The sequence below is a fragment of the Saccharobesus litoralis genome, from assembly GCF_003063625.1.
Classification (GTDB): Bacteria; Pseudomonadota; Gammaproteobacteria; order Enterobacterales; family Alteromonadaceae; genus Saccharobesus; species Saccharobesus litoralis.
This window is the reverse complement of record NZ_CP026604.1, coordinates 396,847-420,667: the sequence shown is the minus strand read 5'-3', so window position 1 is coordinate 420,667 and position 23,821 is coordinate 396,847. Positions and strand designations below refer to the sequence as shown.

General features: G+C 42.0%; 20 protein-coding genes, 1 pseudogene and 3 riboswitches. Of the genes and pseudogenes, 16 read left to right on the top strand and 5 right to left on the bottom strand.

The genetic code is table 11. From position 1 onward, the window contains the following. Positions 1 to 67 precede the first annotated feature (67 nt). A riboswitch (cobalamin riboswitch) is annotated at positions 68 to 314 on the top strand. 331 nt (positions 315 to 645) lie between these two features. From C2869_RS01565 to bluB, 16 genes and pseudogenes are all read left to right on the top strand, one after another. Continuing rightward, positions 646 to 1,461, top strand: coding sequence for an ABC transporter ATP-binding protein (locus C2869_RS01565; protein ID WP_108601287.1), 816 nt, complete (start codon positions 646 to 648; stop codon positions 1,459 to 1,461). Beyond that, the gene (locus tag C2869_RS01560) at positions 1,454 to 2,452 is read left to right on the top strand and encodes a FecCD family ABC transporter permease (RefSeq protein WP_108601286.1); all 999 of its coding nucleotides are present in this window, start codon (positions 1,454 to 1,456) and stop codon (positions 2,450 to 2,452) included. Before C2869_RS01565 ends, C2869_RS01560 begins: the two co-directional genes overlap by 8 nt. A 68-nt stretch (positions 2,453 to 2,520) precedes the next feature. Next, on the top strand, positions 2,521 to 3,585 hold the full coding sequence (cobT, locus tag C2869_RS01555; protein WP_228710734.1) for a nicotinate-nucleotide--dimethylbenzimidazole phosphoribosyltransferase: 1,065 nt from the start codon (positions 2,521 to 2,523) through the stop codon (positions 3,583 to 3,585). A gap of 9 nt (positions 3,586 to 3,594) precedes the next feature. Further along, positions 3,595 to 4,440 (top strand): adenosylcobinamide-GDP ribazoletransferase, encoded by an 846-nt coding sequence (locus tag C2869_RS01550; protein WP_108601284.1) that lies wholly within the window; start codon positions 3,595 to 3,597, stop codon positions 4,438 to 4,440. Then, positions 4,437 to 5,021, top strand: coding sequence for a bifunctional adenosylcobinamide kinase/adenosylcobinamide-phosphate guanylyltransferase (gene cobU, locus C2869_RS01545; RefSeq protein WP_199915615.1), 585 nt, complete (start codon positions 4,437 to 4,439; stop codon positions 5,019 to 5,021). The genes C2869_RS01550 and cobU overlap by 4 nt, the downstream gene beginning before the upstream one ends. 3 nt (positions 5,022 to 5,024) lie before the next feature. Then, complete coding sequence (locus tag C2869_RS01540; protein WP_108601282.1) at positions 5,025 to 5,873, top strand: histidine phosphatase family protein; 849 nt, start codon at positions 5,025 to 5,027, stop codon at positions 5,871 to 5,873. 19 nt (positions 5,874 to 5,892) lie between these two features. Then, on the top strand, positions 5,893 to 7,383 hold the full coding sequence (locus tag C2869_RS01535) for a cobyric acid synthase (RefSeq protein ID WP_108604915.1): 1,491 nt from the start codon (positions 5,893 to 5,895) through the stop codon (positions 7,381 to 7,383). A 106-nt stretch (positions 7,384 to 7,489) separates the two neighbouring features. Continuing rightward, positions 7,490 to 8,131 (top strand): cob(I)yrinic acid a,c-diamide adenosyltransferase, encoded by a 642-nt coding sequence (gene cobO, locus C2869_RS01530; RefSeq protein ID WP_108601281.1) that lies wholly within the window; start codon positions 7,490 to 7,492, stop codon positions 8,129 to 8,131. Between the two features lie 18 nt (positions 8,132 to 8,149). Then, complete coding sequence (locus C2869_RS01525; protein ID WP_159083980.1) at positions 8,150 to 9,004, top strand: cobalamin-binding protein; 855 nt, start codon at positions 8,150 to 8,152, stop codon at positions 9,002 to 9,004. A gap of 49 nt (positions 9,005 to 9,053) precedes the next feature. Continuing rightward, positions 9,054 to 9,196: riboswitch (cobalamin riboswitch) on the top strand. Positions 9,197 to 9,313: 117 nt separating this feature from the next. Next, complete coding sequence (locus C2869_RS01520; protein ID WP_159083979.1) at positions 9,314 to 11,260, top strand: TonB-dependent receptor; 1,947 nt, start codon at positions 9,314 to 9,316, stop codon at positions 11,258 to 11,260. A gap of 2 nt (positions 11,261 to 11,262) precedes the next feature. Further along, positions 11,263 to 12,579: a hypothetical protein gene (locus tag C2869_RS01515; protein WP_108601278.1), complete on the top strand. Its 1,317-nt coding sequence runs from the start codon at positions 11,263 to 11,265 to the stop codon at positions 12,577 to 12,579. 215 nt (positions 12,580 to 12,794) lie between these two features. Beyond that, entirely contained in the window at positions 12,795 to 13,475 is a 681-nt protein-coding gene (locus tag C2869_RS01510; RefSeq protein WP_159083978.1) for a substrate-binding periplasmic protein, read from the top strand. A 14-nt stretch (positions 13,476 to 13,489) separates the two neighbouring features. Continuing rightward, positions 13,490 to 13,667: riboswitch (cobalamin riboswitch) on the top strand. 119 nt (positions 13,668 to 13,786) lie between these two features. Beyond that, a pseudogene (locus C2869_RS22735) lies at positions 13,787 to 18,241 on the top strand (cobaltochelatase subunit CobN). 19 nt (positions 18,242 to 18,260) lie between these two features. After that, positions 18,261 to 18,776 carry a MotA/TolQ/ExbB proton channel family protein gene (locus C2869_RS01500; RefSeq protein WP_108601276.1) on the top strand — a complete coding sequence of 172 codons (516 nt, stop codon included), beginning with the start codon at positions 18,261 to 18,263 and terminating at the stop codon, positions 18,774 to 18,776. Further along, the gene (locus tag C2869_RS01495; protein WP_108601275.1) at positions 18,773 to 19,108 is read left to right on the top strand and encodes a DUF2149 domain-containing protein; all 336 of its coding nucleotides are present in this window, start codon (positions 18,773 to 18,775) and stop codon (positions 19,106 to 19,108) included. The genes C2869_RS01500 and C2869_RS01495 overlap by 4 nt, the downstream gene beginning before the upstream one ends. Positions 19,109 to 19,149: 41 nt before the next feature. Next, a complete protein-coding gene (gene bluB / locus C2869_RS01490) occupies positions 19,150 to 19,794 on the top strand; it encodes a 5,6-dimethylbenzimidazole synthase (protein WP_108601274.1) in 645 nt (214 codons plus the stop codon). A gap of 161 nt (positions 19,795 to 19,955) precedes the next feature. Here bluB and cobD read toward each other — a convergent pair whose 3' ends face one another. The 5 genes from cobD to wrbA form a co-directional block, all read right to left on the bottom strand. Continuing rightward, entirely contained in the window at positions 19,956 to 20,993 is a 1,038-nt protein-coding gene (cobD, locus tag C2869_RS01485; RefSeq protein ID WP_108604914.1) for a threonine-phosphate decarboxylase CobD, read from the bottom strand. A gap of 58 nt (positions 20,994 to 21,051) precedes the next feature. After that, positions 21,052 to 22,038, bottom strand: coding sequence for an adenosylcobinamide-phosphate synthase CbiB (cbiB, locus tag C2869_RS01480; RefSeq protein WP_108601273.1), 987 nt, complete (start codon positions 22,036 to 22,038; stop codon positions 21,052 to 21,054). Between the two features lie 14 nt (positions 22,039 to 22,052). Next, complete coding sequence (locus tag C2869_RS01475) at positions 22,053 to 22,661, bottom strand: histidine phosphatase family protein (protein WP_108601272.1); 609 nt, start codon at positions 22,659 to 22,661, stop codon at positions 22,053 to 22,055. An 86-nt stretch (positions 22,662 to 22,747) separates the two neighbouring features. After that, a complete protein-coding gene (locus C2869_RS01470) occupies positions 22,748 to 23,203 on the bottom strand; it encodes a DUF2069 domain-containing protein (RefSeq protein WP_108601271.1) in 456 nt (151 codons plus the stop codon). Continuing rightward, on the bottom strand, positions 23,193 to 23,798 hold the full coding sequence (wrbA, locus tag C2869_RS01465; RefSeq protein ID WP_108601270.1) for an NAD(P)H:quinone oxidoreductase: 606 nt from the start codon (positions 23,796 to 23,798) through the stop codon (positions 23,193 to 23,195). Before wrbA ends, C2869_RS01470 begins: the two co-directional genes overlap by 11 nt. Between the last annotated feature and the right edge of the window lie 23 nt (positions 23,799 to 23,821).

Sequence of the window (23,821 nt, the reverse complement as noted above, 5' to 3'; positions counted from 1 at the left end):
AATTTAGCATTGCTCAAATATCAAATTAGATTTACTCACTTGGTTATTGCACAGTAGCTGCTATACTGCGCGCCATTCTATTTTAGGTGCCTGTTTTTTAAAAAAGATGGGCTTAAATGGGAATGCAGTGCTGGTAGTTGGCAAGGTTTCAACTACTAAATTCTGCAACTGTTCCCGCAACTGTGAAATACGCTGTTTACTTAGTGTTTTATTGACCGCAATAAGCACAGCCACTGCTTTTAATGAAAGTGGGAAGGTTAGTGAATTAGGTTATCGTATTAAGTCAGGATACCGGCCTAAATTTAAAACACCTCCATGAAGTGACGAAAAATAAATCACCCTGAGCGCGAAGCAGTCGAAGGGCGATAGATGGTTAACATACCAATAGCCTGTGATTACAGATAGAGCAGGATATAACTATAGGTAACCCATATGCTCTTGTCATTTAAGAGGAAAATACTATTAGTCGTGCGGGTAACGCGATTGAATATTGGCAATTCGGCTATGATTAGCTGTACCTTCTGCTGTTTATTCACATCTTCCTGCATTTCTTGTTAAGTATGTTGATTTTCGGTTTTATAACCGAAATTGAATTTGTTTTAAGTAATACGGACTTTGCTTAAAGCCTAATACTGGTTTGAATAAGTGAAAGTATCGCACCTGATAAAAGTAGATAACCTAGATTGGCAAGTCGACCGCAAGTCGGTGTTGTCTGGGGTTAGCTTTACCTTAAGCAAAGGTGAAACCGTTGGCGTGGTAGGGCCTAACGGCGCAGGGAAAACCTCACTGTTAAAATGCTTGTATGGCGAACATCGTAACTTTGCTGGCAATATAAGTTTAACTGGCAAACCTATAACGCAATTAAGCCGTAATCAATTGGCTAAAACCATTGCTGTTGTCGCGCAAACCAATGTCTCCATTTTTAATTTAAGCGTATATGACGTGGTACGTATGGGGCTATTGCCGCATAAAGCCTTGTTTGAATCCGATACCGAAGCGGATATTAATTTAATCAATCGAGCACTTCAGCAAGTTGACTTGCTAGACAAACAGCATCAAGCCTATGCGACCTTATCCGGCGGTGAGCAGCAGCGAACCTTAATAGCGCGGGCTATAGTTCAGCAGTCACCAATATTGATCATGGACGAACCAACCAATCATTTAGACATTTACTATCAGCATCAATTAATAGGCTTGGCTAAAAACACAGGGCGAACATTGTTGTTAGCAATTCACGATCTCAATTTAGCGGCGCAATACTGCGACCGATTGATATTACTAAACCAAGGCCAAGTGGTTGCCGATGATACGCCAAATAATGTTTTAACCGCTAAGCGTTTAAAGCAAGTATTTCGCCTAGATTGTATTGTTGATCAAAACCCACATCTTGCTTGCCCTCGTGTTACTTTTGCGCCTAATAAAATTAACGATCGTCAAATGACAGGTGCAAAGCATGGTTAAAACGTTAGCCAATCGCCGTTTGATTTTTGTGCTGATCCTTTTTGGCTCTTTAGGGAGTGTGCTGGCTTCACTGGGCATAGGTGTGGCCGATTTTGGTTACGCCGCCGTTTGGCAGTGTGTCACTGTAGGTTGTGAGCAACCTATTTATGACACCATTCTTTGGCAGATCCGTTTACCTCGAGTCATTATGGGTTTTCTGGCGGGAGCAGGCCTAGCGGTAACCGGTGCGTTAATGCAAAACGTAACGCGTAACCCATTAGCCGATCCATACCTTTTTGGCATAGTCGCCGGTGCAGGGTTAGGGGCAACCATTTCAACCTTGATCCCAGCCGAAGGCTGGTTGGCTGCCATTAGTTTACCTATTGCCGCATTTTTAGGCAGTTTGTTCGCCGTTGTGGTGGTGATAGGCGTGGTTTTTAATAATAACTGGCGGCGTATTGAGCACTTATTGTTAGCTGGTGTCGCCGTGTCGTTTTTACTCAGTTCTATTACCAGTTTTATCTTGTATTTAGGCGATGCTTTCTCATCGAATCGCGTTATTTTTTGGATGATGGGCAGCTTATCCAGAGCAGATATGCAGGCTATTTACATTATCGCGCCTGTAGTGGGTTTGGGTATTGGCTTGGCCGTGGTTTTTTCTCGCCAGTTAGACGCCTTACTGTTAAGTGATGAAAGCGCGCGTACTTTGGGGGTTCCCGTGGACACTTTACGCATTTGTGTGTTGCTGGTTTGCACGGCGATAACTGCGGTTGTTGTGGCTTATGGTGGCGGTATTGGATTTGTCGGCTTAATGGTGCCGCATGTGGTGCGCGCATTTGTCGGTTATACCACTGCCAAGCTTGTGGTTGCATCGGCCTTGGTCGGCGGTTGTTTTCTGGTATGGGTCGATGTTTTTGCCCGTAGTGTATTAGGTGGACAAGAAATACCGATTGGTGTGGTGACATCAGCCGTTGGCAGTATTTTCTTTTTAGCACTTATGCGTCGAATGTAGGGCGTCGAATGTAACGCTGTTTGTAGCACAGCTTATAGTCAACCTAGGATTAAAAGAGATTTAAATATATGACTTTCACTATGACACCCATTAAACCTTTGGATTTATCTTACAGTGCAGATATTCAATCTCATATTGATCAAAAAACCAAACCGCTTGGTGCGCTAGGTCAATTAGAAGATGTCGCCGCTAAATTAGCTTTAATCGCTAGTAACAAAGCGGGTGTGTTACAAAAACAAGTGACTATTACCAAACCGACAGCCGTGGTTTTTGCTGGCGATCATGGCATTGCTGAGCAAGGTGTCAGTATTGCGCCAAGTGCGGTAACAGGCCAAATGGTGTTGAATTTTTTAGCTGGAGGTGCCGCGATAAATTGCTTTTGCGCTGCAAATCAAATTGATTTACATGTCGTGGATTGCGGTATTTTGTCTGAGGTGGCGACTGATAACCCTAATTTTCATCAACAACGCTTAGGGCAAACAACATTTGATTTATCTACGCAACCAGCCATGGCGACAACGCAAGTTGAACAAGGCTTAGCGCTTGGAGCAAATCTTGCGTTATCGCTTATCGATAACGGTTGCGACTTAATTTTGTTTGGTGAAATGGGCATAGGCAATACTAGCTCAGCGTCGGCTTTATTAGCTTTACTTACCGATAATGATGCGCAAGCAGTTGTCGGCCTAGGTACTGGTATTAGTACCGAGCAATTAAACCTAAAACAAAAGCTTGTGCAGCAAGCAATAGACAGAGTGAAAACCACAGGTAATACAGACATTACCAAGCTGTTAGCCGAAGTCGGTGGCTTTGAAATAGTGCAAATTGTTGGTGCTATGTTAGCGGCTGCCGAGAAGCAAATTCCAATTTTAGTTGATGGCTTTATTGTGTCTGTCGCGGCTTTAGTCGCAAGTAAAATGGATAAACAGGTTACTGATTATTTTATTTTTGCCCATCAATCTCAAGAGCAAGCTCACCAATTATGTTTAACGGAACTTAATGCTAAGCCTTTATTGTCTCTGCAATTGCGTTTGGGCGAAGGAACAGGCGCAGCGTTGGCTGTACCTTTGCTGAAATCGGCTTGTCATTTTTATTCGCATATGGCGAGTTTTGCCGACGCCGGAGTGACAGTTTAAGTCTTGGCTATGATTAAATTGCTTAAGCATCAAGTTAATCTATTTTTTTTAGCGCTAAGTTTTTTTAGTCGCATTCCTGTGCCTAAATCAACTTATTATTCTCCTGAATTACTTAATCAGAGCTGTCGCTATTTTTCACTGGTTGGCTGTGTACTAGCGATTTTGGTTATCGCGGTTTATTGGTTATTTAGTCAAATATTGCCAATGCTAATGGCATTATTATTGACCTTTGTTTTTAGCGTATTACTGACTGGCGCGTTTCATGAAGACGGTTTAGCTGATATGGCCGATGGCATTGGTGGCGGCATGACAGTAGAAAAACGCTTATCCATTATGAAAGATAGCCGCTTAGGTACGTACGGCACGCTAACTCTGATCTTAGCTGTGTTGATTAAGCTAACGGCTTGGTATTACTTAGCAGCCAGCGGTTTGTTAATTATTGCCGTATTGGTGGCCTATCCATTATCCCGCGCGATAGCGGCCAGCTTAATATTTGATATGCCTTATGTTGCCGATAGCGATCAAAGTAAAAGCAAACCTTTGGCTAATCAACAACGCAAATCTGATCTATTGCTGTTGATGTTAGTCGGTTGTGTGCCACTTACTCTATTATGTAGTTCGCCACTTTTCGCTAGCAATATAATCGGTTTACTGGCTGTATTGTTTGTCACCTTATGGCTGTTTCGCGGTGTATTTAAAGCTTGGCTCAATGCGCGATTAGGTGGCTATACCGGCGATTGTTTAGGTGCAGCACAACAACTAGCGGAAATCATTATTTACTTGGTATGCATCGCTTTTGTTTTCCAAGTCGGTATTCAAGATCCGCAATGGTTAGCGATAGGAGAGCGTTTGTGATCCATTTAGTGCTTGGTGGCGCCAGATCTGGTAAATCCAGCTTTGCTGAACAATGTATCGGCGATAGGCAATCTAGTTCTAAAACGAAGGCTGTATTGTACGTAGCTACATGCCAAGCTTTCGACGAGGAAATGCAAGCGCGCATTGATAAGCATACGCAAGATAGACAGCAAGATACGTTAAAACAAAATTGGTACACGGTGGAATGCCCTTTAAATTTAGCTGAATTAATTTGCGAATTGCATACTGAAAATTTAGTGCTAGTTGATTGTTTAACCCTATGGTTAAACAACCAAATTTTTGCTTTAGATGAAAACGCTACGTATCAAGCCAAACAGCAGCATTTGCAACAGTCTATTGATAGTCTGGTATCAGCACTAGCAAACACTAAAGGCGATGTCGTATTAGTGGCTAATGAAGTCGGGTTAGGCGTCGTGCCGATGGGACAAGTGTCGCGTTTATTTGTTGATTACGCCGGCTGGCTTAATCAAGCTATCGCTAAAATAGCCGAGCGAGTGACGTTAGTCAGTGCGGGATTACCCTTAGATTTAAAAAACAGCCTAGAAAAAGGCAAAGGCTAGGGTATGACGCAAACAACTGTACTTACACAACAAGCTCAAGCTCAAGCCCAAGCCAAACCACGTAAAATTCAAATTACTTTGGTGCGCCATCCAAAAGTTGATGGTGCAGCCGGTTTATATGGTGCAACTGATATTGCCGCGCAACCAGAAGCGGCAGAACACTTGAACCAGCAAATTATGCTGCGGTTAAGCCAAGCCAGACAAGTAGAACAAGATGAACAAAAGCCAGCGGCTTTTGAGCGTTGCCGTTTGTTTAGCTCACCCAAAAAGCGTTGTTTATCTGTCGCTGAGCAAGTCGTTAAACAGGTGAATTGTGATAACGAAAATAAAATGCAGCTTGAGGTTATTGACGATTTAGCCGAGATGGATTTTGGTTGTTATGACGGCGTGGCTTTTGAATCTATCCCTGCTGATTCAGCAAAATGGCAAGAGCTCGAAAACTTTTGGCAAAATCCAGCCGAGACAGTATTACCGCAAGCCGAAACCTTGCAAAGTTTTCATACTCGAATAATTAACGCATGGCATAAGGTTTTGGCTAAATTACAACAAAGCGAATGTTCGCACGCTTTATTGGTGGTGCATGGTGGCGTCATTCGTATGATCCTAAGTCATATTCTTGATTTGGATTGGCGAAATGCCAAACTGTATTCGCAATTAGTTATTGATTACGCCAGTTTTACTGAATTAAGTGTGACAGTGCATCCAGACTGTAAGCCATTTGTCAGGGTGAAGGCTATCGGTACGAAACCGACAGCGCTTAACAATTCCGTGCTTAATCATTCAGTGCTTGGTCATTCAGAGCTTAGTCATTCATTGATTAATAAAAAACAAGGAGCAAAAGGTGCCAGCTAAAACGCCAGCTAAAACAATAATGGTGCAAGGCACGACTTCTGATGCGGGTAAAAGTACTTTAGTTGCTGCATTATGCCGTGTATTGGTTGAGCAATCGTTTAAAGTCGCTCCATTTAAGCCGCAAAACATGGCGTTAAATAGTGCAGTTACCGCGTGTGGTGGTGAAATAGGCCGAGCGCAAGCAGTACAAGCTAAAGCGGCAAAAGTAGAATGCCACACTGACTTTAATCCTATTTTACTGAAACCTAATAGTGATACCGGCGCGCAAGTCATAATTCATGGTAAAGCCATAAGTGCCATGGAAGCCAAGCAATATCATGATTATAAAAAAGTAGCCATGCAAGCTGTGCTTGATTCTCATCAACGATTATCAGAGCAATATGATTACATTGTGGTCGAAGGGGCTGGCAGCCCAGCTGAAATCAATTTGCGCGAAGGTGATATCGCCAATATGGGTTTTGCTGAAGCCGTTGATTGTCCGGTCATTATTATTGCCGATATAGACAAAGGTGGCGTGTTTGCCCATTTGGTTGGCACGTTAGCCTTATTGTCACCTTCTGAGCAAAACCGCGTTGTAGGTTTTGTGATCAATCGGTTTCGTGGTGATATTAAATTGCTAGAGCCTGGTTTAGATTGGCTTGAGCAGAAAACCGGCAAACCTGTACTGGGCGTATTACCTTATTTGCATGGTTTAACAATAGCAGCGGAAGATGCTGTCAGCACGGAACAAGTGATAACCAAAACCAAATTAAAAGTCATTGTGCCTGTTTTGCCACGCATGAGTAATCACAATGATTTTGACGCGATGCGCGTGCATCCAGAAATCGATTTACAGTTTATTTATCCCAAATCAGAACAGGAACAAACACCGCTACCTGCCGCAGATTTAATTGTATTACCGGGCAGCAAAAACGTGATCAGTGATTTGATGTTTTTACGTTCACAAGGTTGGGATAAAGATATTGCTAAGCATTTAAGATACGGCGGTAAAGTTTGGGGTATTTGCGGCGGGTATCAAATGCTGGGGCAAACCATAGCCGATCCACTAGCGATTGAGAGCAAAGCACCAGAGCAAGCTAATGGCCTTGGTTACATTCCAATGGACACAGTGTTAGCTGCACAAAAAACACTAAAAAATGTCTCAGGTACTTTGTGTATTGATGGGCAAAGCGCTAACGTTAAAGGTTATGAAATTCATGCCGGTGAAAGTCATTTCTCGCTGCCACAACACGCGTTAGTAGACTTACAAAATGAAAACCCGTCTACCAGCTCAACGGATCAAGGATGGCTAAGTGAAGATAAGCAAATTGCTGGCAGTTACACTCATGGCATTTTCGATCAAGCGGCTGCATTGGCGTTGATTGCTAAATGGGCTGGGGCAACCGTCACCAATGACGTCGGCATTGATGAACAGGAAGAGAAGGCAATCGCACGGTTAGCGAAAGCAAGTGAGCAACATTTAGATATAAATAAAATAAAACAGATAGTGAATCAGTGGTACACCGATTGACATGAGTTGTTGACAATTTCTTTGTAGGGCAGGTTTTACACCTGCAAAAAACCTTTATAAAGAAGTAGTCATATCGATATTTAACAGAATTGTAGTGAGTACAGACATGACTGAACAAAAAGAACTAGATACGCAAACTGACGCCACACGCGAACAAACTAAAAAGCAAAAACACAAAGAACGTCAACAAAAAGTTAAAGAGAAAGTTGACGCTAAAATCGCCAAAGCTACCGAAGATAAAGGCTTGTTACTGGTCGTAACTGGTAATGGTAAAGGCAAGTCAACCGCCGGTTTTGGTATGGCGGCGCGTTCGGTTGGTCATGGTTTAAATGTCGGTGTAGTGCAATTTATAAAAGGTACGTGGGATTGTGGCGAGCGCAATTTATTAGAACAACATGGCGTACCTTTTTATGTTATGGCTACGGGCTTCACTTGGGAAACTCAAGATAAAGAAAAAGACACAGCAGCAGCTCAAGCTGTGTGGCAAGATGCTAAAAAGCTATTATCCGATCCTAGTGTGAATGTCGTGCTTTTGGATGAAATTACCTACATGACTAATTATGGTTATATCGATTTAGACGAGGTTATCGATACCCTTGCCAATCGCCCAGCCGATCAACATGTGGTGATCACGGGTCGTGCTTGTCACCGTCGTATTATTGAAATGGCTGATACGGTATCGGAAGTACAATCAATTAAACACGCATTTGAAGCTGGCATTAAAGTGCAAAAAGGCATTGATTGGTAAATGGTTGGTAAAGTTAAAATGAGTGTTTTTTCCGTTAAATTTCAAAAGCTGTGGTTACTGGCCCTGAGTTTTATGGCGTTTTCATCCTATGCCGATAAATCAGAGCAAAGGTATGTTGTACTAGCGCCACACATTGTTGAAATGCTGTTTGATTTAGGTGTTGGGCAGCGCATTGTTGGCGCTACTGCCCATTCCGATTATCCAGAAGAAGCTAAGTCGATACCGCTAGTAGGCAACTATGCGCGTCTTAAAATTGAAAATATCTTAGCCTATAAACCTGATGTGATCTTTGCTTGGCATTCGGGTAATCCTTCTGATGATTTACAACGCTTGCAACAACTCGGTTTAAATATTGTGTATTCACATACGGGCGATCTGGAAAACGTCGCCAAAGAGTTGATCGAATTTGGTGATATTGTTGGCAAGCCGCAGCGGGCAAAACAAATCGCGGATGAATACTTAACACAGCTTGCCGCGCTTCGGCAAAAATACTCGGCTAAAAAGCCGGTAAAAGTATTCTACGAGTTGTGGTCGCGCCCCTTAACCACAGTGGCAAATTCAGCTTGGCCTCAGCACCATGTGACATTATGTGGCGGGCAAAATGTTTTTACTGGTTTGATTGGCGATTACCCTCAAATAGGTTTAGAGCAAGTAGTGGCGTTAAAGCCGCAAGTCATTATCCAACCTATGTCAGACGGGGAGCCAAATCCAGATGCTGTTAATTGGGCACAGTGGCCTAAAATTCCAGCAGCCAAAAACAAGCTAATTTTTGAGGTTAACTCAGATAAATTGCATCGCATGACTCGTCGAGTATTAGGCGAAATTGACAACTTATGTTCAAAGATAGATATCGCTCGGCAGGTGTACAACTAGATTTAGCGGTAAAAATCTCAGCTATAAGTGCTGAGTGTACAAATTTTTAAATTGTAATTAAGTATTAGGTACCTTTGAGGTTGTTAAGCTTTGCAAAGGTTAAATGGGAAGTTGGTGAAAATCCAACGCTGCCCCCGCAACGGTAAATCACAGAGTGATAAGCCCGATACCAGCCTAATATATAAACCTGATTTGCGGAGGGCGGATACAGGCTGGCAAACGCCAGTCTAGTATTCGTCGAATTTGATGAATATAAAACCTAACAATATTTGTAAACTTTATCGAGTTGCGTTATTTAGCTGCTTTGTATTGCTTACGAACGCGATTAATGCGCAAGATAGCTCCGATGATGTTGAGCATATAGAAATTAGCGAAGTTAATACCTATCAATCCTTAAACTATCAATCTATAAACCGAGCTGAGTTTGTTAATACGGCGCAAACGCTCACAGATGTATTACAAAATGTAAATGGTATTCAGCTTAATAGTGTTACTGGGGTGGGTAACCCCGTTTCTGTTTCAATTAGAGGCTCTTCTAGTAAACAGGTACAAGTTTATGTTGATGGCTTACTAATCAATGATGAACAGTTTGGTGGTTTTGACTTGAATATGGTGCCACTTGAACAGATCGAGTCAATTGAAGTTGCTAAAAACGAATCACTCGGCTTTGCTTCAACACCCATTGGTGGCGTGATTCGTATCAATACTTTGCGAGAATCAGGTAGCGGTTATCGGTTATCGACAAAAGTAGGGTCGTTTGGTTATAAACAGGCGACACTATCGCTGCACTCGCAATTCAGCAAGCATCAAGTTTCATTCAACATTGACGCTTTACGTACTGATAACGACTATTCGACTATTGTACCGCAGCCGTTTACCGATCCCAATTCCCCTAATGAAGAAAAAATTAAAAACAATGAGTTTAGTCAGTACTCGATTAGTTTGTCCGATGAATTTAACCTTGGGGTACATGAGTTTAGATTGACGACTCAATGGGATGATAAATCAAAATCAATTCCTAATTACCAAAATAACAACCCTGTAAACAATAGAAAGTTAGATAGCAAAAGCCAACGACTCGGTTTGTATTATGAAACTAGCTTTCAACATAATCTGATTAAAAATCTAATTTCTGGCGTTAATTGGCTAAAGCGTGAAGAGCTATTTTATGATTCACCTCATGTAAATAAAAATGATCTATTTCTCTATGAAAACCAGTCGTTAGGCGCATTTTCAAGATTACCTATTTCAATTAATCAATTGTTAATAACTCCGCATATTAATTTTTCCCACTATCGCTTTGGTTCAGAAACTTTACGCGGTACTGTCGTTAAATGCGGAGGAATTGGTGCGTGTGATATTAAAGCCGAACGCAATAGCTTAGAGCTTGGTGGTCGGATTGAGTGGACTAGTACAGACGGTGAACTTTCTTTATACAGCGCAGTAACTTCTAGCCACAATAAAGATAAAAATATGCCAAGACGAGCAGACGAACAAGGCCGTGTCGAGTCAAGTGAACAATACTCAAGTGGTGAGTTTGGTAGTAATTTTCGTTTTAACAATTATTTGTTCAATGCGTCTTTCAGTCGCGGGTTAAGAATGCCTAGCATGTATGAGTTATTTGGTGATCGTGGACAAATGAAGGGTAACGATGAATTAACCCCTGAACTATCAAATACGATATCCCTTAATACCAAATGGTCAAATGCTAATTCAAACGTAAATTTATCTTTATATCACCGCAATTTATCTAACTCTATTGTGCCTATTTTTTCTTCAGAAGGTGTTGGATCCTTCCGTAATGTTAGCAGTGCTGAAGTCGTGGGAGTTGAGCTCGATTCCAGTTGGACGTTTTCGCCTCAGTTCACCGCTATGGCTAAACTTAGCCTGATTGATAGTGAGATTGAATCAGACCTTGTCGCATTTGATGGCAATAAATTACCCGGTACATATGGCAAACAATTTAGTACCAGCTTGATTTGGCGTGCTGCTGCAGATTTGAATTTTCGTTTCGATGCATTTACCAATCGTGACATGCATTTTAATCGGCCAAATTTATCAGATAATTCCACTTCCGGCTTTGGCAATGGTAACCCCGCGGACAGTAACACGTTTGATTTTTCAGCAAACTATCGTTTTAAAAAGGTCAATTTGAGCCTGCTTGCTAAAAATGTTTTTAGTGACAAATACAAAGATTTAGCTAATCGCCCTTCAGAAGGGCGCAATATATTCCTTAAACTTTCATACAGAGACTAACTATGAAACTTAATTTTAAATTACTTTGTTCAATATTGGCGTTGTCATTTGTACTCGTTGGGTGTAATGAAAATGATGAATCAGGCGAAATCAATGCACTTACAAAATCTATTGATGAGCAAGCGGCATTAATTGGCGAGCAATCGAAATCTATTGATGAATTAATCAAAACAATTGAAGAGCTAGAGCAAGCGATTAATGATTCAGAAGAGCCTGTCGATACAACGCCAGTTAGAAAACCTGCAAATGCTGTAGTACAAACTAAATCACCTGATAACTCGTCGTCTGAAGTGGCTTTTCTTGATCCGGCTCTTGAATCAGTTACAAGCAGTTATTACGTAAAAAGCAAATCTGACTATAGTGTTCAAACCTATATGTCTGAAGTTTATCATATTGGTCGTTGGACCATAGATACCATAGGTAAGTACGACGCCAATCAACCCGCAGATCAAGTATGGCAGTTTACAACTCAAGATAGTGGAGATACAGAAAGTAGTAACCCGTACGCCCTGGTCTTTGCGAGTGCTGAAAAAGCTTACGTAATCCGTTATGGCTCAGGTAAAGTTTGGATCGTAAACCCTAAAGCTACGACAGCGACAGATTTTAAAACAGGTGAGTTAGATTTATCTAGTTATGTTGAAAATAACTCAAGTGGTACACCTAGACCTTCTGCTGCTACTATCCACGGAGATAAGTTATTTATTGCCATGCAACGATTAGACGATGCATGGGCAGCACAAACAGCATATGTAGCCGTATTTGACGTGAATACTGATACTGAAATTGAAACTAATGCGGATGATACAGATAGTGTTAAAGGTGTTCCTTTAACAGGTTTTAATCCATTGGAAGACAGTGTTACCGCTTATGGAAGCGAGGTTTATATTACGTCTCGCAACTCTTATAGCTCAACTGATATTTCATTAAGTAAAATCGAAGCGATTAATGTCAATGATTACTCGCTTAGAGAAGTGCTTTCAGCCGATGATATTGCTAATAATATAAGTGCAGTGATTCGAGGTAGTGTCATTGTTAATAATAATAAAGGCTATTTCTTTACTGATACTGGATATCAAAAACCAAACTCATTATATGAATTTTCACCAACGACAGGGATTATTAGCGAAGTTAATGTTGCTAACACGGGGACAGAAAATATTTCGTATATCACTTTAGATAATGCAGATTTCTTATGGGTTAGTGTCGCAAACCCTGCTAACCCAGGCGTTGAGATTATTGATACGGAAACAAACCGTCTTTACATAAACAGATTAAGCACAGTTCTAAACCCAGGTACTGTTAAGTTTATTCAAGAGTAAAAACGCGGTGATGCGAATTTGTATTGAAACCTTGTAAGAAAGCGGCAATTTGCCGCTTTCTTTTTGCGTAAATTGGACAAATTACTGTTTAACTGCTTTGCTTATTTAATTTATTGAAATAATCCACAATGTGGTGGAGGCGCAACGCAGTGAAGACGCTTTTAACAGCTTCCATTATATTTTGCCTAATGATTACAGGCGCTTTAATACCTACAGTGGCACAAGAACCGCTAAAATTAATTTTTCCGCATTTTCCCCCTTATACCTATCAATATTCTGGGCAAAGTCAAGGCATTGGCATTGAGTTAGTGAGTCAAGCATTGGATAAAGCGGGTTTGCCGTACGAGATAACGGCGACAACAGATTATGGGCGAGCGTTATATTCAGTGAAGGCTCAGCGCGCTGATGGCTTTTTCCTCGCATCACAAAATAACGAGCGAGACAGGTTTGCCGTATTTTCCCAACCCTTGGTGGTTAACCGTTGGTGTTGGTTTCTTTTGAAAAATGCCGATTTAAAACCTAATGATGCCGAGTTTAAGTCGCAAGCTAAAATTGGCACCTACCTTAATACCAATACCCATAAATGGTTGTTAAAAAACCAATACAAGGTAGCTGCAAGCCCAAGCTCAATTGACTCATTGTTGCTAATGCTAAATAAAAAGCGAATTCATGCAATATTGTTAGCTGAGGTGGTATTTGAAAACGCGGCGCTAGCTCAAGGAGTGGATTTAACAAACTATTTAAAAATAGTAGAAGTAGAAAAACCATTTGGGCTATATATTTCAAAGCAATATTTATCTCGCCACCCCGATGTTATGCAGTCGATTAACGACGCGATATTACAAGTCTCGCCTTTGTACCAACAAGCTCACGCTAATTCATTTGACATTGATTAGTTAGGTCTGTAAAACACCCTGCAAATTCTTGTGGTGGCATGTTCTTTTATTAATGATTATCTTATGTCGCATCATGGAATCCGGTATTTCTTGTGATTTAAAAATCATCAGAAAAAATCCGGAGCTGTACTCGCAACTGTATTTATTGCTCGCCAATATAAGCCAGATACATGACACAAGAGACAATTTTCCTATCGATCAAGCGAGAATACTTGATTGGCTATCGTCTTATTGCGGCTGGCTGTGGCTAGTGGTAGTTGCGCGCGTGCTCGTTATTCTCACTGATTGTTTAATATTAGCTAGAGAATACAATGCGTCTATTTTTGCTGTTTAGCTTATTGGTTTGCCAAACTGCTTGGTCTGCTGCCAACGAAAACTATTTACTGCTGTTAACCTCGCAGCGTAACGCTGAAACCATTGCCGAAGCTTCGCGTTTGCTGCATCTTCAAAACCCTAATCAATTAGCCATTACAGTAAAAGCACGTAGTGATATTCAGTTTGCTGCTTTGCCGCCTACAGAGCAACAAAGCTTAGTTAATAATAGTTTGGCTGTGATTGGCGTTGGCTTATATGGTAGTTCCGTTACCCCGTTGCAAGCGCTTATCCAAAGTTCAGGTAAAGATAACCTTATTTTTAATAGTGATCATAGGCTGGTTGCCTTAAGTCGTTTTAAACAAGCTAAGGTTTTTGATAGTGATGAGCAACTGAGATCCATAGCCAAGCAATTACCAGGACAAGACTTTCTCAGTGATTTAGCTAAACAAAAACAAAGCTATCCTAATCAAGCGAAATGGTTACAGGCTCGTGGCTATTGGCAAGCGGGTGGCGCTGAAAATACAGCTAGATTATTCGCTTGGCTATCAACTCAGCTTGGCTATCCTCTGCCGATAGAGGGTCCCGAACCGACTCCACAATTACGTTGGTACCATGAGCAAACTTATTTTTCGGCGTTAGATAAGCAATTGGTTGCTACTCTCAACAGCAAACAGCCAGTAATAGCGATAATTGATCATGCCGGCGGTGGGCGTCCTGCCGATGCCAGTCTTATTCGACAAATCTGTCAGCAAGCCAGTAGTGAGTTTGATTTGCAATGCCTGACGGCGTTGGCTTACAGGGGTAACGCGACAGTTCAGGCGGTTGAGCAACTTAGTGTTATTAAAGATAAGTTAGCCGGTATTATCGTTTTACAAGATTTTGTTCTAGGTGGAGGTGAAGGGCGTGAGCAAGTCACCGAACTTTTAACTGAATTAAATGTACCTGTGATCAAAGCGATTAAAATTCGTGATCGAACTGCTGTTGAATGGCAATTGTCATCTGATGGATTAGCGCAGGATAAAGTTTATTATCAAGTCGCCATGCCTGAATTACAAGGCGCAAGCCAACCTTTGGCATTAGCAACACTAGGCGAAGCTTATGCTGATAAGTACTCAGGCATTCAAGTACAAGGTGTTGTGCCAGAACAAACTGGTATCACTAGCGTTTTGACACGATTAAGTCGCTGGCACAAGCTAGCGAGTACAGATAATGAGAGCAAGCGCGTGGCCATTATTTACTACAACCATCCACCTGGGCGTCACAATATCGGTGCAGATAACTTAGATGTGCCAGCTTCTATTTGGCAAATTTTGCAGCAATTAAAAGCGGCTGGTTATAACACAGGTGAGCTTCCGCCAAGTCAGGACGCTTTGTTAGATTTAATGCAAGCGCGTGGGGTTAATTTACCGCGTGATGCTGCCGCACTTGAAAAAATGAGCCAGCGCATTGCGACAATGCCAAGTGAGCAATATGCAAATTGGTACAAAACCCTGCCACAAACCATTCAACAAGAAATGGAGCAAGGGCCGTTTGGTTTAATGCATCAACAGATCAGCCAAGCTATCCAAGCTAAACAGCGCGAATTGGCTGAAGAAGCCTTACATCATACGATAGAAGAAATGCACCACTTATTGGAAGGCGTTGACCATCCCGGACGTGTGCGTGCGTTAGCATTACTTGAAACACTTGAACAGTGTTACGAGCAAGCCATTCAGGCGTTGGCGTTTACACCTTGTATGCAAAATGCCGAGCAAACCATAACCGCTATTCGCAAAACCGGCATTGAGGGCCTAGGTGGTTGGGGACAAGCACCGGGACAAGTGATGACATACCAAGGTCAATTACTATTGCCGGGTATGCAATTTGGCAATGTATTTATTGGTCCACAGCCGCCACGTGGATGGGAGATTAATGAAGAGTTATTGCATGCTAATCTCGCATTTCCACCACCACACCAATATTTGGCGTTTTATCATTATTTACGCGACGAGTTTAAAGCGGATGCCTTGGTGCATTTAGGTCGTCATTCTACGTATGAATTTTTACCACGCCGTTCGGTAGGCTTAGCTCCTGATGATTACTCACGGGTTATTGCCGGTGATATCCCTGGTATATACCCATATATCGTTGACGGCGTCGGTGAAGGCATTCAAGCAAAACGCCGTGGTTTAGCGGTAATGGTGGATCACTTAACCCCGCCACTAGCTAGTACACCGTTATATGATGAATTGCTGCAATTACGTCAATTGGTCGAAAGCTTTGAGGCGAATCACGGCAGCAATGAAATTATAGAAGCGCGTCTTGTTAAACAGATTAGAGATAAAGTCGAAACATTAGAACTAAAAGATGAGCTCGCGCAAGCCATGTCGGCGGAACTAGCTGTGATGGGTATCAGCTTTGAGCAAGTCGACGATGATATGTTGGTACATGAGGTTGGTCATTACTTAACGGATTTACAAGAACGCTTTATGCCATTGGGATTACATGTTTTTGGTCAAGATTGGCAACCGGATGCGGTTGAGATGATGCTGTCATCTATGTTGGATAAAAAGACTGAGCAAGACCAAAACAAGCCAGAGCTTAAAAACAAATTAGTTGCCTCTCCACAAGCGGAAATGAAGGCTTTGTTAAACGGTTTAAATGGTGGCTTTATAGAACCGGGACAAGGCAATGATCCTATCCGCAGTCCAGCTAGTTTGCCGACAGGGCGTAATTTCTACGCATTAGATAGCTCGTTAATTCCGAGCCGATTAGCTTGGCAATTAGGTCAAGAAATGGCGCAAGCTGCCCGAGAAAATAATAGCCAGCAAGCCGATAAAAAAGAAGCGGTTATCTTGTGAGCATCGGACGTAGTGCGAGATGAAGGCGTGATGATTGCATTTGGCTTAGACATGCTTGGCTTAGAGCCAGTTTGGAATGCCCGCGGTTTAGTTAAAGGCTTAAAACATCAATCATTACAAAATCGCGTGCGTCGTGACATTGTATTTACTACCTCAGGTTTATTCCGAGACTTATATGGCCAACAAATGCTGTTGTTGGATAACGCAACATTAATGGCATTAGATGCGAGTAGCGACACAATACGCCAACAGCACCCCGCGTTGTCATTAGCTTTGGCTCATGCATTAGAGCCTTTAGGCAAATTAGCACAAGGAGGTACAGAATCATTAGAGCAAAATCAATTAGCCGCACATTGGGTAATCCAAGCTAGAGAGGCGTTAACGGCTGGTGTTCAGCCGAAAATTGCCGGTGTGTCGGCGACATTTCGTGTATTTGGCGATGCGCCCGGTACCTATGGAGCAGGTATTAACCGTCTAATTGAGCGATCTGGTGCTTGGCAAAAGCGCCAAGAATTAGCCAAAGTCTATATGCGCCGGCTAGGACACAGCTATGGTCATTCTGGTTTTGGTTCTCCGGCACAAAGTCATTTTGAACAGGTGCTCAGTGATGTTGAAAATACCTACTTTGGTCGCTCGAGTAACTTGTATGGCTTAATCGATAACAATGATGCATTTGATTATTTAGGTGGGCTGAGTTTGACGATAGAAACCCTAACGGGCAAAGCACCAAATAACTTTGTGATTGACCATGCCGATCCGCAGCAAGTTAAAACCCGACCTTTAGGTTTAGCCTTACGCCAAGAATTACGCGGCCGATTTTTAAATCCTGAATGGCTTAAAGGCCAGATGAAACACGATTATGCGGGGGCGAGAACTATGGGTAGCGAATTTTTAGAGTACCTATGGGGCTGGCAGGTGACTAATCCAACACTCATTGGCGACTGGGCGTGGCAAGAGGTGAAGGATGTTTATATTGATGATAAATATCAACTGGGTTTAGATGCATTTTTAGAACAAGGGCATAACGCTCACGTTAAAGCTAATATGTTAGCCGTGATGTTGGTGTCCATTGAGAAAGGTTTTTGGCAAGCTGATGAAGCAACAATCAAAGACTTAGCCTCTCAGTTTGCACGATTAGTCAAAGCTAATGGCTTGCCGGGTAGTGGCCATACAGACCCTGAAAACCCCATGCTACCTTGGTTGAAAAAACACCTTGATAAGCCTAGCTGGCAAGTGATTGAACATGCGATTAATTCGGCTTTAGGTGATGTTGCAGATAAAGCATCTGAATCACAAATTCATCGCTTATCTGAGCTTAATGTTGATGATAAAAGTGCAAGCTCTGTGGATGCTCAACAGTCGGCAAATTACTTTCAATATAAAGAAGCTGATGGCTCTCAAGATAAAGCGGCTGATGGCTCTCAAGACAAAGCAGCTGAGGATGGTCAGGAACAAACCAGTAATCAATGGCATTGGTGGTTGTTAGCCTTAGTGACAGCTTTGCTGGTAGCAGGTGTTGTGCGCGGTATAAGACAAGCTCGTAATTTAAGAGTGGCTTTTGACAAAGCTGACGTTAATCCACCAGCCGATTTAAAACAAGTTAACGAATAAAAAAAGGAACACCATCTTAATGGATAGCTTAATCAATTACGGGGTTATATTGGCCGGATTACACCAGTTAGTGAACTGGTTATTGTACCCAGTTATCTTCGCGTTAATCATTGCCTTGGTTATCACTGTGTGGGAGCTCGGTTTGGCCATTGCTGAGCGACAATTTACTTTGCCAGCGTTTTTACACGCCTTTAAACAACATTCAAATGTTGAAGTATTGGGTCAGCCAAAGAGTTTATCTGAACGCTTTACTCTACATGCAACTAAAAGGTTAGAGCGAGTTGACTTGTTAGCGCGTACTGGGCCTATTTTGGGATTAATGGGTACCTTGATCCCGCTTGGTCCCGGTTTATCCGCATTAAGTAACGGCGATATTAGTATTTTAGCCACGGCATTAACCGTGGCGTTTGATACCACGGTTGTCGGCTTACTTGTTGGCTTAGTTGCTTACATTTTAGGACGCGTGCGCCGCCGTTGGTATGAGCAAACTTGGCATGCGATCCAGCCAATCCAGTCAAAGGATAAAGTGTCATGAGTAAGCTGCCGTGGCAACAGTCGACGTTTGCTGAGCAAGACAATGACCCGCTTTCTGTTTTTGCCAACATCATGGATATCATGTTGGTATTCGCCTTGGGGTTAATGCTGGCGTTAGTGGCTAATAGTCCAGAGTTACAAAATAAACTCAGTATTCATACCCAAAACACGCAAAACCAAAACACGTTAGATGTAACCAGTGGTAAAGAACTCGTTACGCCACCCGAGTCTATGCAATCCTTACTTAATGGTAAAGCCAACGGCATGGAGTCGATTGGCCAAGTGTATAAAGATCCAAAAACCGGAAAACTGATTTTGATTAGTGGTAATTGATTTGTATCTAATGGCGGGCTAAATCATTACAATTGCGATCTATGAGTAAAAAATTCAATATCCACGAGCAACAAGTATTACAGGACGTCATGCGTTTGCGCCGCGATGTGCGCGGTAATCGCTTTAATGAAGCTCCAGTAGCAGAAGAGATCATTCAGCAGTTGTTAGATGCGGCATTAGCCGCGCCTTCAGTTGGTTACTCCCAACCTTGGCAGTTTGTCGTTATTGATGATAATCAAGTAAAGCAAACTGTCTACAAATCCTTTAAGCAAGAAAATGCTAAAGCTGTCCCCTTGTTTACAGGCAAACAGGCAGAGCTATACCAACAGTTAAAATTAGAAGGTATAGTCGAAGCACCAATAAACCTCGCGGTGTTTTATGTGCCAAAAGATAAACCGGTTTTAGGCCAAACCTCAATGTCTGATATGGGACGATTTAGTGTTGTTTGTGCTATTCAAAACTTATGGCTAATGGCTCGCGCATTAAACGTTGGGGTGGGTTGGGTCAGTATTGTTGATCCTGAAGTTGTTAAACAAGCGGTAAATGCGCCAGAAAATGCCGAGTTGATCGGCTACCTATGTATTGGCTACGTAGAAGAGTTTTTAGACGAGCCCGAGCTTAAGACGCTAGGTTGGGATAAAACTAAACAACGTGAGCAAGTTGTTTCTTTTAATCGTTTTGAATGAATACGGCGTTATTTTTAGAAGAGTTTATCAAATTTAACTCAGAATTTAGACTTAAAAGTACGTATCTAAATAGATTATCTACAACCCTTCCAAACCCTTCGACTGCTGCGCGCTCAGGGTGAATAATGCCGCACCATTATTCAATTTGCGAAAAAATGAAATTAAACTCGTTTCATACTGACCTTGAGAGCCTTTTTTAGGCGAGGTAGTTGCTCTGCGGTTGGCATGCCAAAGCGTAACGCCAACTTTTCATCGGTTAACCTGACATAAACGGCTTGTTGGCATAAAGCATTAAATAGTTGTTGAGCTGTGTCTGTTTGTTTGAAGGTTACGGTTTGAAATAGGTTGGTGCCGGCAATTGTTGCAACTAGGTGTGGCGGTAATACTTCGACTAATAGACTTTGCAACTTCTGGCTTTGTTCTTGTAACCAATCATTTTGCTGTTGCTGCCATAGATTATCGAGTAATGCTTGTTCTGCTACAAATTGAGCTGGACCGTTGACTTGCCACGGGCCTAACGTATTAGAAAACTGTTGTAACCAGTTTTGACTGCCCAACAGGAAGCCTATGCGAATACCGGCTAAACCGAAAAACTTACCAAATGAGCGCAATATTAATGTGTGTTCGTTATCCAAGCTTGCGGACAAAGATTGACTAGGGGTAATCACGTCCATAAAGGCTTCATCGATGACCAATAAGCCTTTTAGCTCAGTGATTTTTTGTTGGTAAACCTTTAGTTTTTGTTTGCTGACAAGTTGGCCTGTTGGATTATTCGGGTTAATTACCACTAATACGCAATTGGCAGTTAAGCAGTCGAGGCTTGGCAATTCATTTTGATAATGGTAAATAGCAAAGTGGTTATCAGCCCAAGCTTGTTGGTGCTCCTTGTAGCCATATTGCGGAATAAATACATGGCTGGATAGGTCACCTTGCATATGTTGCCGCCATAAATCGGGTAGGGCTTTTATAATTGATTGACTGCCATTGGTAACCAGCACATGGTTTGTTTGGTAGTAGTGTTGAGCGGCTTTATTTAAAGCAGCATTTTCTTGTGGTAGCTGCTGCCAAATGTGTTCAGGAACACTTGGAATGGGATACGCAATAGGCGCAATACCGGTAGATAAATCTAACCATTGTTCGCGTGGAATATCGTATTGCTCAGCGATAGTATTTAATTGTCCGCCGTGAATTAAAGGCATTAAAGCCACATTGTTTCCTTTTTAACTTTTGTTTTTTAGCTTTTATGTTTTTAGTTGTCTATTTTGCCAATAGCATGAAAGTTAATTGGCCAATAAAAGTGAATAAAATAAGTAGGCTTGTTGCTCGTTTTACCAAGTTAACACTGCGCGGAATGGCAGCAATATCAATGGCTTTACCTTGCCCCAAGGTCGGCGAGTTATGTTGTTTACCATGATAAAACGCAGTACCGCCGAGTTTATAGCCTAAAGCAGTGGCACCCGCTGCCATTACCCAACCACCGTTATGACTTTTATATTGATTACCTTGGCGATAAGCATTTTTTAGGCTCGCCCAAAATGCACCTTGTAAGGCGTATAATAGGGTACAGACTTTAGCTGGAATAAAAGCTAGCAAGTCATCTAACTTCGCTGCGGCATAACCAAAAGAGTTAAACCTTGCGTTTTTATAGCCCCACATGGCGTCTAATGTATTGGCTAGACGATGCAATATCACCAAAGGTGCGCCGCCGATCACATAGCAAACTAACGAGGTAATGACAGCGTCGTTGCCGTTTTCTAACATGGATTCAGCGGTGGCGCGCGCCATTTCACTTTCAGTGAGTTGGCTGGTGTCACGACTGACCAGATAACCGGTAAAATGCCGAGCTTGTTCTACATCATTATTTTTTAGCGGCTGATAAACTTGGTTGGCGTGTTGTTGTAAGCTTTTTTGGCCAATAGCTAAATATAAAATAATTACGTCTAATATCAACATACTGAGGCTATTGGTGAAATAGCCATGTAAATAGATATAAACAAAAGGAACAGGTATTACTAAAACAAGCCAGCATAAGGTACCAATGGCGGCTGTGTTCAATGAAAATGTTTGTTGTTCGCCGGCTTTGTGGTGTTTGTTAAACCAAGCTTCTATTAAATTTGCGAGCCTACCAAACCCAATTAAATGATGAAAACGTTTAGGTTCGCCCAAGCCTTTATCTAAAAGTAATGCGCTCAACAGCACTATACTGACAGTAATTTCGGGTAATATTGTTAGCCACTCAGACATTAATTCATGCTCTATTACACTGGGTTTTGGAATGTGAAATGCGAGCCATTCCAGTGCAGCTTGATGATACAACCGTTGTCAAAAAGCTCGTAGGCACTCGAATACAGAGCATTTTTTTTTGAATCATCGGAGGTGTTTTGATTGAGTTGATAAATTAGGCAACGTAATGCTTCTCCGTGAGTAACCACCAGCAAATTTTGATTAGCATGCTTTTGAACAAGGTTGATTAAGCATTGCTTTAATCTACGCCCACAATCTAAAGCACTTTCGCCACTTGGGATCGGCCAATCTGTAACTAGCGCCATAGCATTATGGTAGTTGTCATCTTGTTGTATTTGCTCTAACTTTTGACCTTGCCAGTCACCAAGATGACGTTCTGCTAAATCTTTGTCAATTAGGGTATTTGAACATAGCGCTTGCTGGCAAATTTTCGCAGTATCGACGGCTCTTCCCAGTGGAGATGTAATTATTTTATCAATGCCAACTTCGCTTAAAGCTTGGGCAACTAAACGAGATTGCTCAACTCCTGTAGCGGTTAAAGGGCTATCTAATTGGCCTTGTAAGCGCTTTTCAACATTCCAAGTCGTTTGACCGTGGCGAGTGAGATACAATAAGTTGGGCATCGAATTGTTTTAGTTGAATCCGTTTATTATTTAAGATTGGACAATGGCTAGATCATGTTTTTGCCCATTGTCCAAACTAGAAATGCTTATCGCGCAGTTTTATCTTTATTCTTTTTAAGGCCAAGGCCTAAGTACTGACCTTGCCAGCGAGCGTAATAACAAGCCCCAGTAAAAAATACACAAGCCAATAAAAATTCAATAATTGCTAACACTCGTTCTGTTGGTTCTGCGTATATCATGGTTAAACTATGCAACACATAAAACAAAGTAATAAAATTAACCCAAGCATAGGTGTAGGGTTTACCTTTAATTAAACCATGCATAGGTAAAAACAAGGGTAACCACCAAATAGTTAATAAAAAGCCAAGTGAAATATCAGGGTGGGGCGCTAAAACAATATGCCAAAGTGGAACGAGAATAAATAACCCCCAATAGCCAGTCAGCGCGGCCAGTTTAGCTTTACGCGTTTTAGCAATATGCTGTGCTGTGTTATATGGGTTATCAGGAGTAATATTGGGATTGAGTTCTGGATTATCGGCCATTTTTTAAAGCTAAGGCGGTATTCGCCACACGTTTACCTAAAGACAGCGCGAGATTATATTCGTCATCGCTCAATTGTGCGACTTTATTTGCCTTATGTTGGGCTAAATGTGATGCACCATAAGGCGTACCGCCGGTTTGGGTGGTCATTAATTCGCCTTCAGTATAGGGAATACCCAAAATCATCATGCCATGATGCAGTAAAGGCAACATCATAGAGGTTAAGGTTGTTTCTTGCCCGCCGTGCATCGATCCGGTTGAGGTAAAAACCGCAGCGGGTTTATCTTGCAATGTACCTTTTAGCCAGAGTTCACTGGTAGAATCTAAAAAGTATTTTAGTGGCGCCGCCATATTGCCAAAACGTGTTGGGCTGCCGAGTAAAAGACCATCGCATTCACGCAGATCATCTAATTCACAATAAATATCGCCATCCGCCGGTATAGCATGAATGGATTGTTCGCTATTGGCAGAAACTGCCGGCACGGTGCGGATCACAGCTTCAGCTTCTGTTGACTCAATGCCTGCAGCTATGGCTTGGGCTAAGGCTTTAGTGGCACCGTTACGGCTGTAATAAAGTACAAGAATAGAGACAGACATAGATTAAAATTAATTGATGGTGA

What these genes read in the sequence shown, in the direction of transcription:
- wrbA (WP_108601270.1), bottom strand. Translation starts at nt 23,798, where the DNA reads ATGTCTGTCTCTATTCTTGTACTTTATTACAGCCGTAACGGTGCCACT.
- C2869_RS01500 (WP_108601276.1), top strand. Translation starts at nt 18,261, where the DNA reads ATGGATAGCTTAATCAATTACGGGGTTATATTGGCCGGATTACACCAG.
- cobT (WP_228710734.1), top strand. Translation starts at nt 2,521, where the DNA reads ATGACTTTCACTATGACACCCATTAAACCTTTGGATTTATCTTACAGT.
- bluB (WP_108601274.1), top strand. Translation starts at nt 19,150, where the DNA reads ATGAGTAAAAAATTCAATATCCACGAGCAACAAGTATTACAGGACGTC.
- C2869_RS01515 (WP_108601278.1), top strand. Translation starts at nt 11,263, where the DNA reads ATGAAACTTAATTTTAAATTACTTTGTTCAATATTGGCGTTGTCATTT.
- C2869_RS01560 (WP_108601286.1), top strand. Translation starts at nt 1,454, where the DNA reads ATGGTTAAAACGTTAGCCAATCGCCGTTTGATTTTTGTGCTGATCCTT.
- C2869_RS01495 (WP_108601275.1), top strand. Translation starts at nt 18,773, where the DNA reads ATGAGTAAGCTGCCGTGGCAACAGTCGACGTTTGCTGAGCAAGACAAT.
- C2869_RS01475 (WP_108601272.1), bottom strand. Translation starts at nt 22,661, where the DNA reads ATGCCCAACTTATTGTATCTCACTCGCCACGGTCAAACGACTTGGAAT.
- cobO (WP_108601281.1), top strand. Translation starts at nt 7,490, where the DNA reads ATGACTGAACAAAAAGAACTAGATACGCAAACTGACGCCACACGCGAA.
- C2869_RS01535 (WP_108604915.1), top strand. Translation starts at nt 5,893, where the DNA reads ATGGTGCAAGGCACGACTTCTGATGCGGGTAAAAGTACTTTAGTTGCT.
- cobD (WP_108604914.1), bottom strand. Translation starts at nt 20,993, where the DNA reads ATGCCTTTAATTCACGGCGGACAATTAAATACTATCGCTGAGCAATAC.
- C2869_RS01550 (WP_108601284.1), top strand. Translation starts at nt 3,595, where the DNA reads ATGATTAAATTGCTTAAGCATCAAGTTAATCTATTTTTTTTAGCGCTA.
- C2869_RS01525 (WP_159083980.1), top strand. Translation starts at nt 8,150, where the DNA reads ATGAGTGTTTTTTCCGTTAAATTTCAAAAGCTGTGGTTACTGGCCCTG.
- C2869_RS01470 (WP_108601271.1), bottom strand. Translation starts at nt 23,203, where the DNA reads ATGGCCGATAATCCAGAACTCAATCCCAATATTACTCCTGATAACCCA.
- C2869_RS01540 (WP_108601282.1), top strand. Translation starts at nt 5,025, where the DNA reads ATGACGCAAACAACTGTACTTACACAACAAGCTCAAGCTCAAGCCCAA.
- cbiB (WP_108601273.1), bottom strand. Translation starts at nt 22,038, where the DNA reads ATGTCTGAGTGGCTAACAATATTACCCGAAATTACTGTCAGTATAGTG.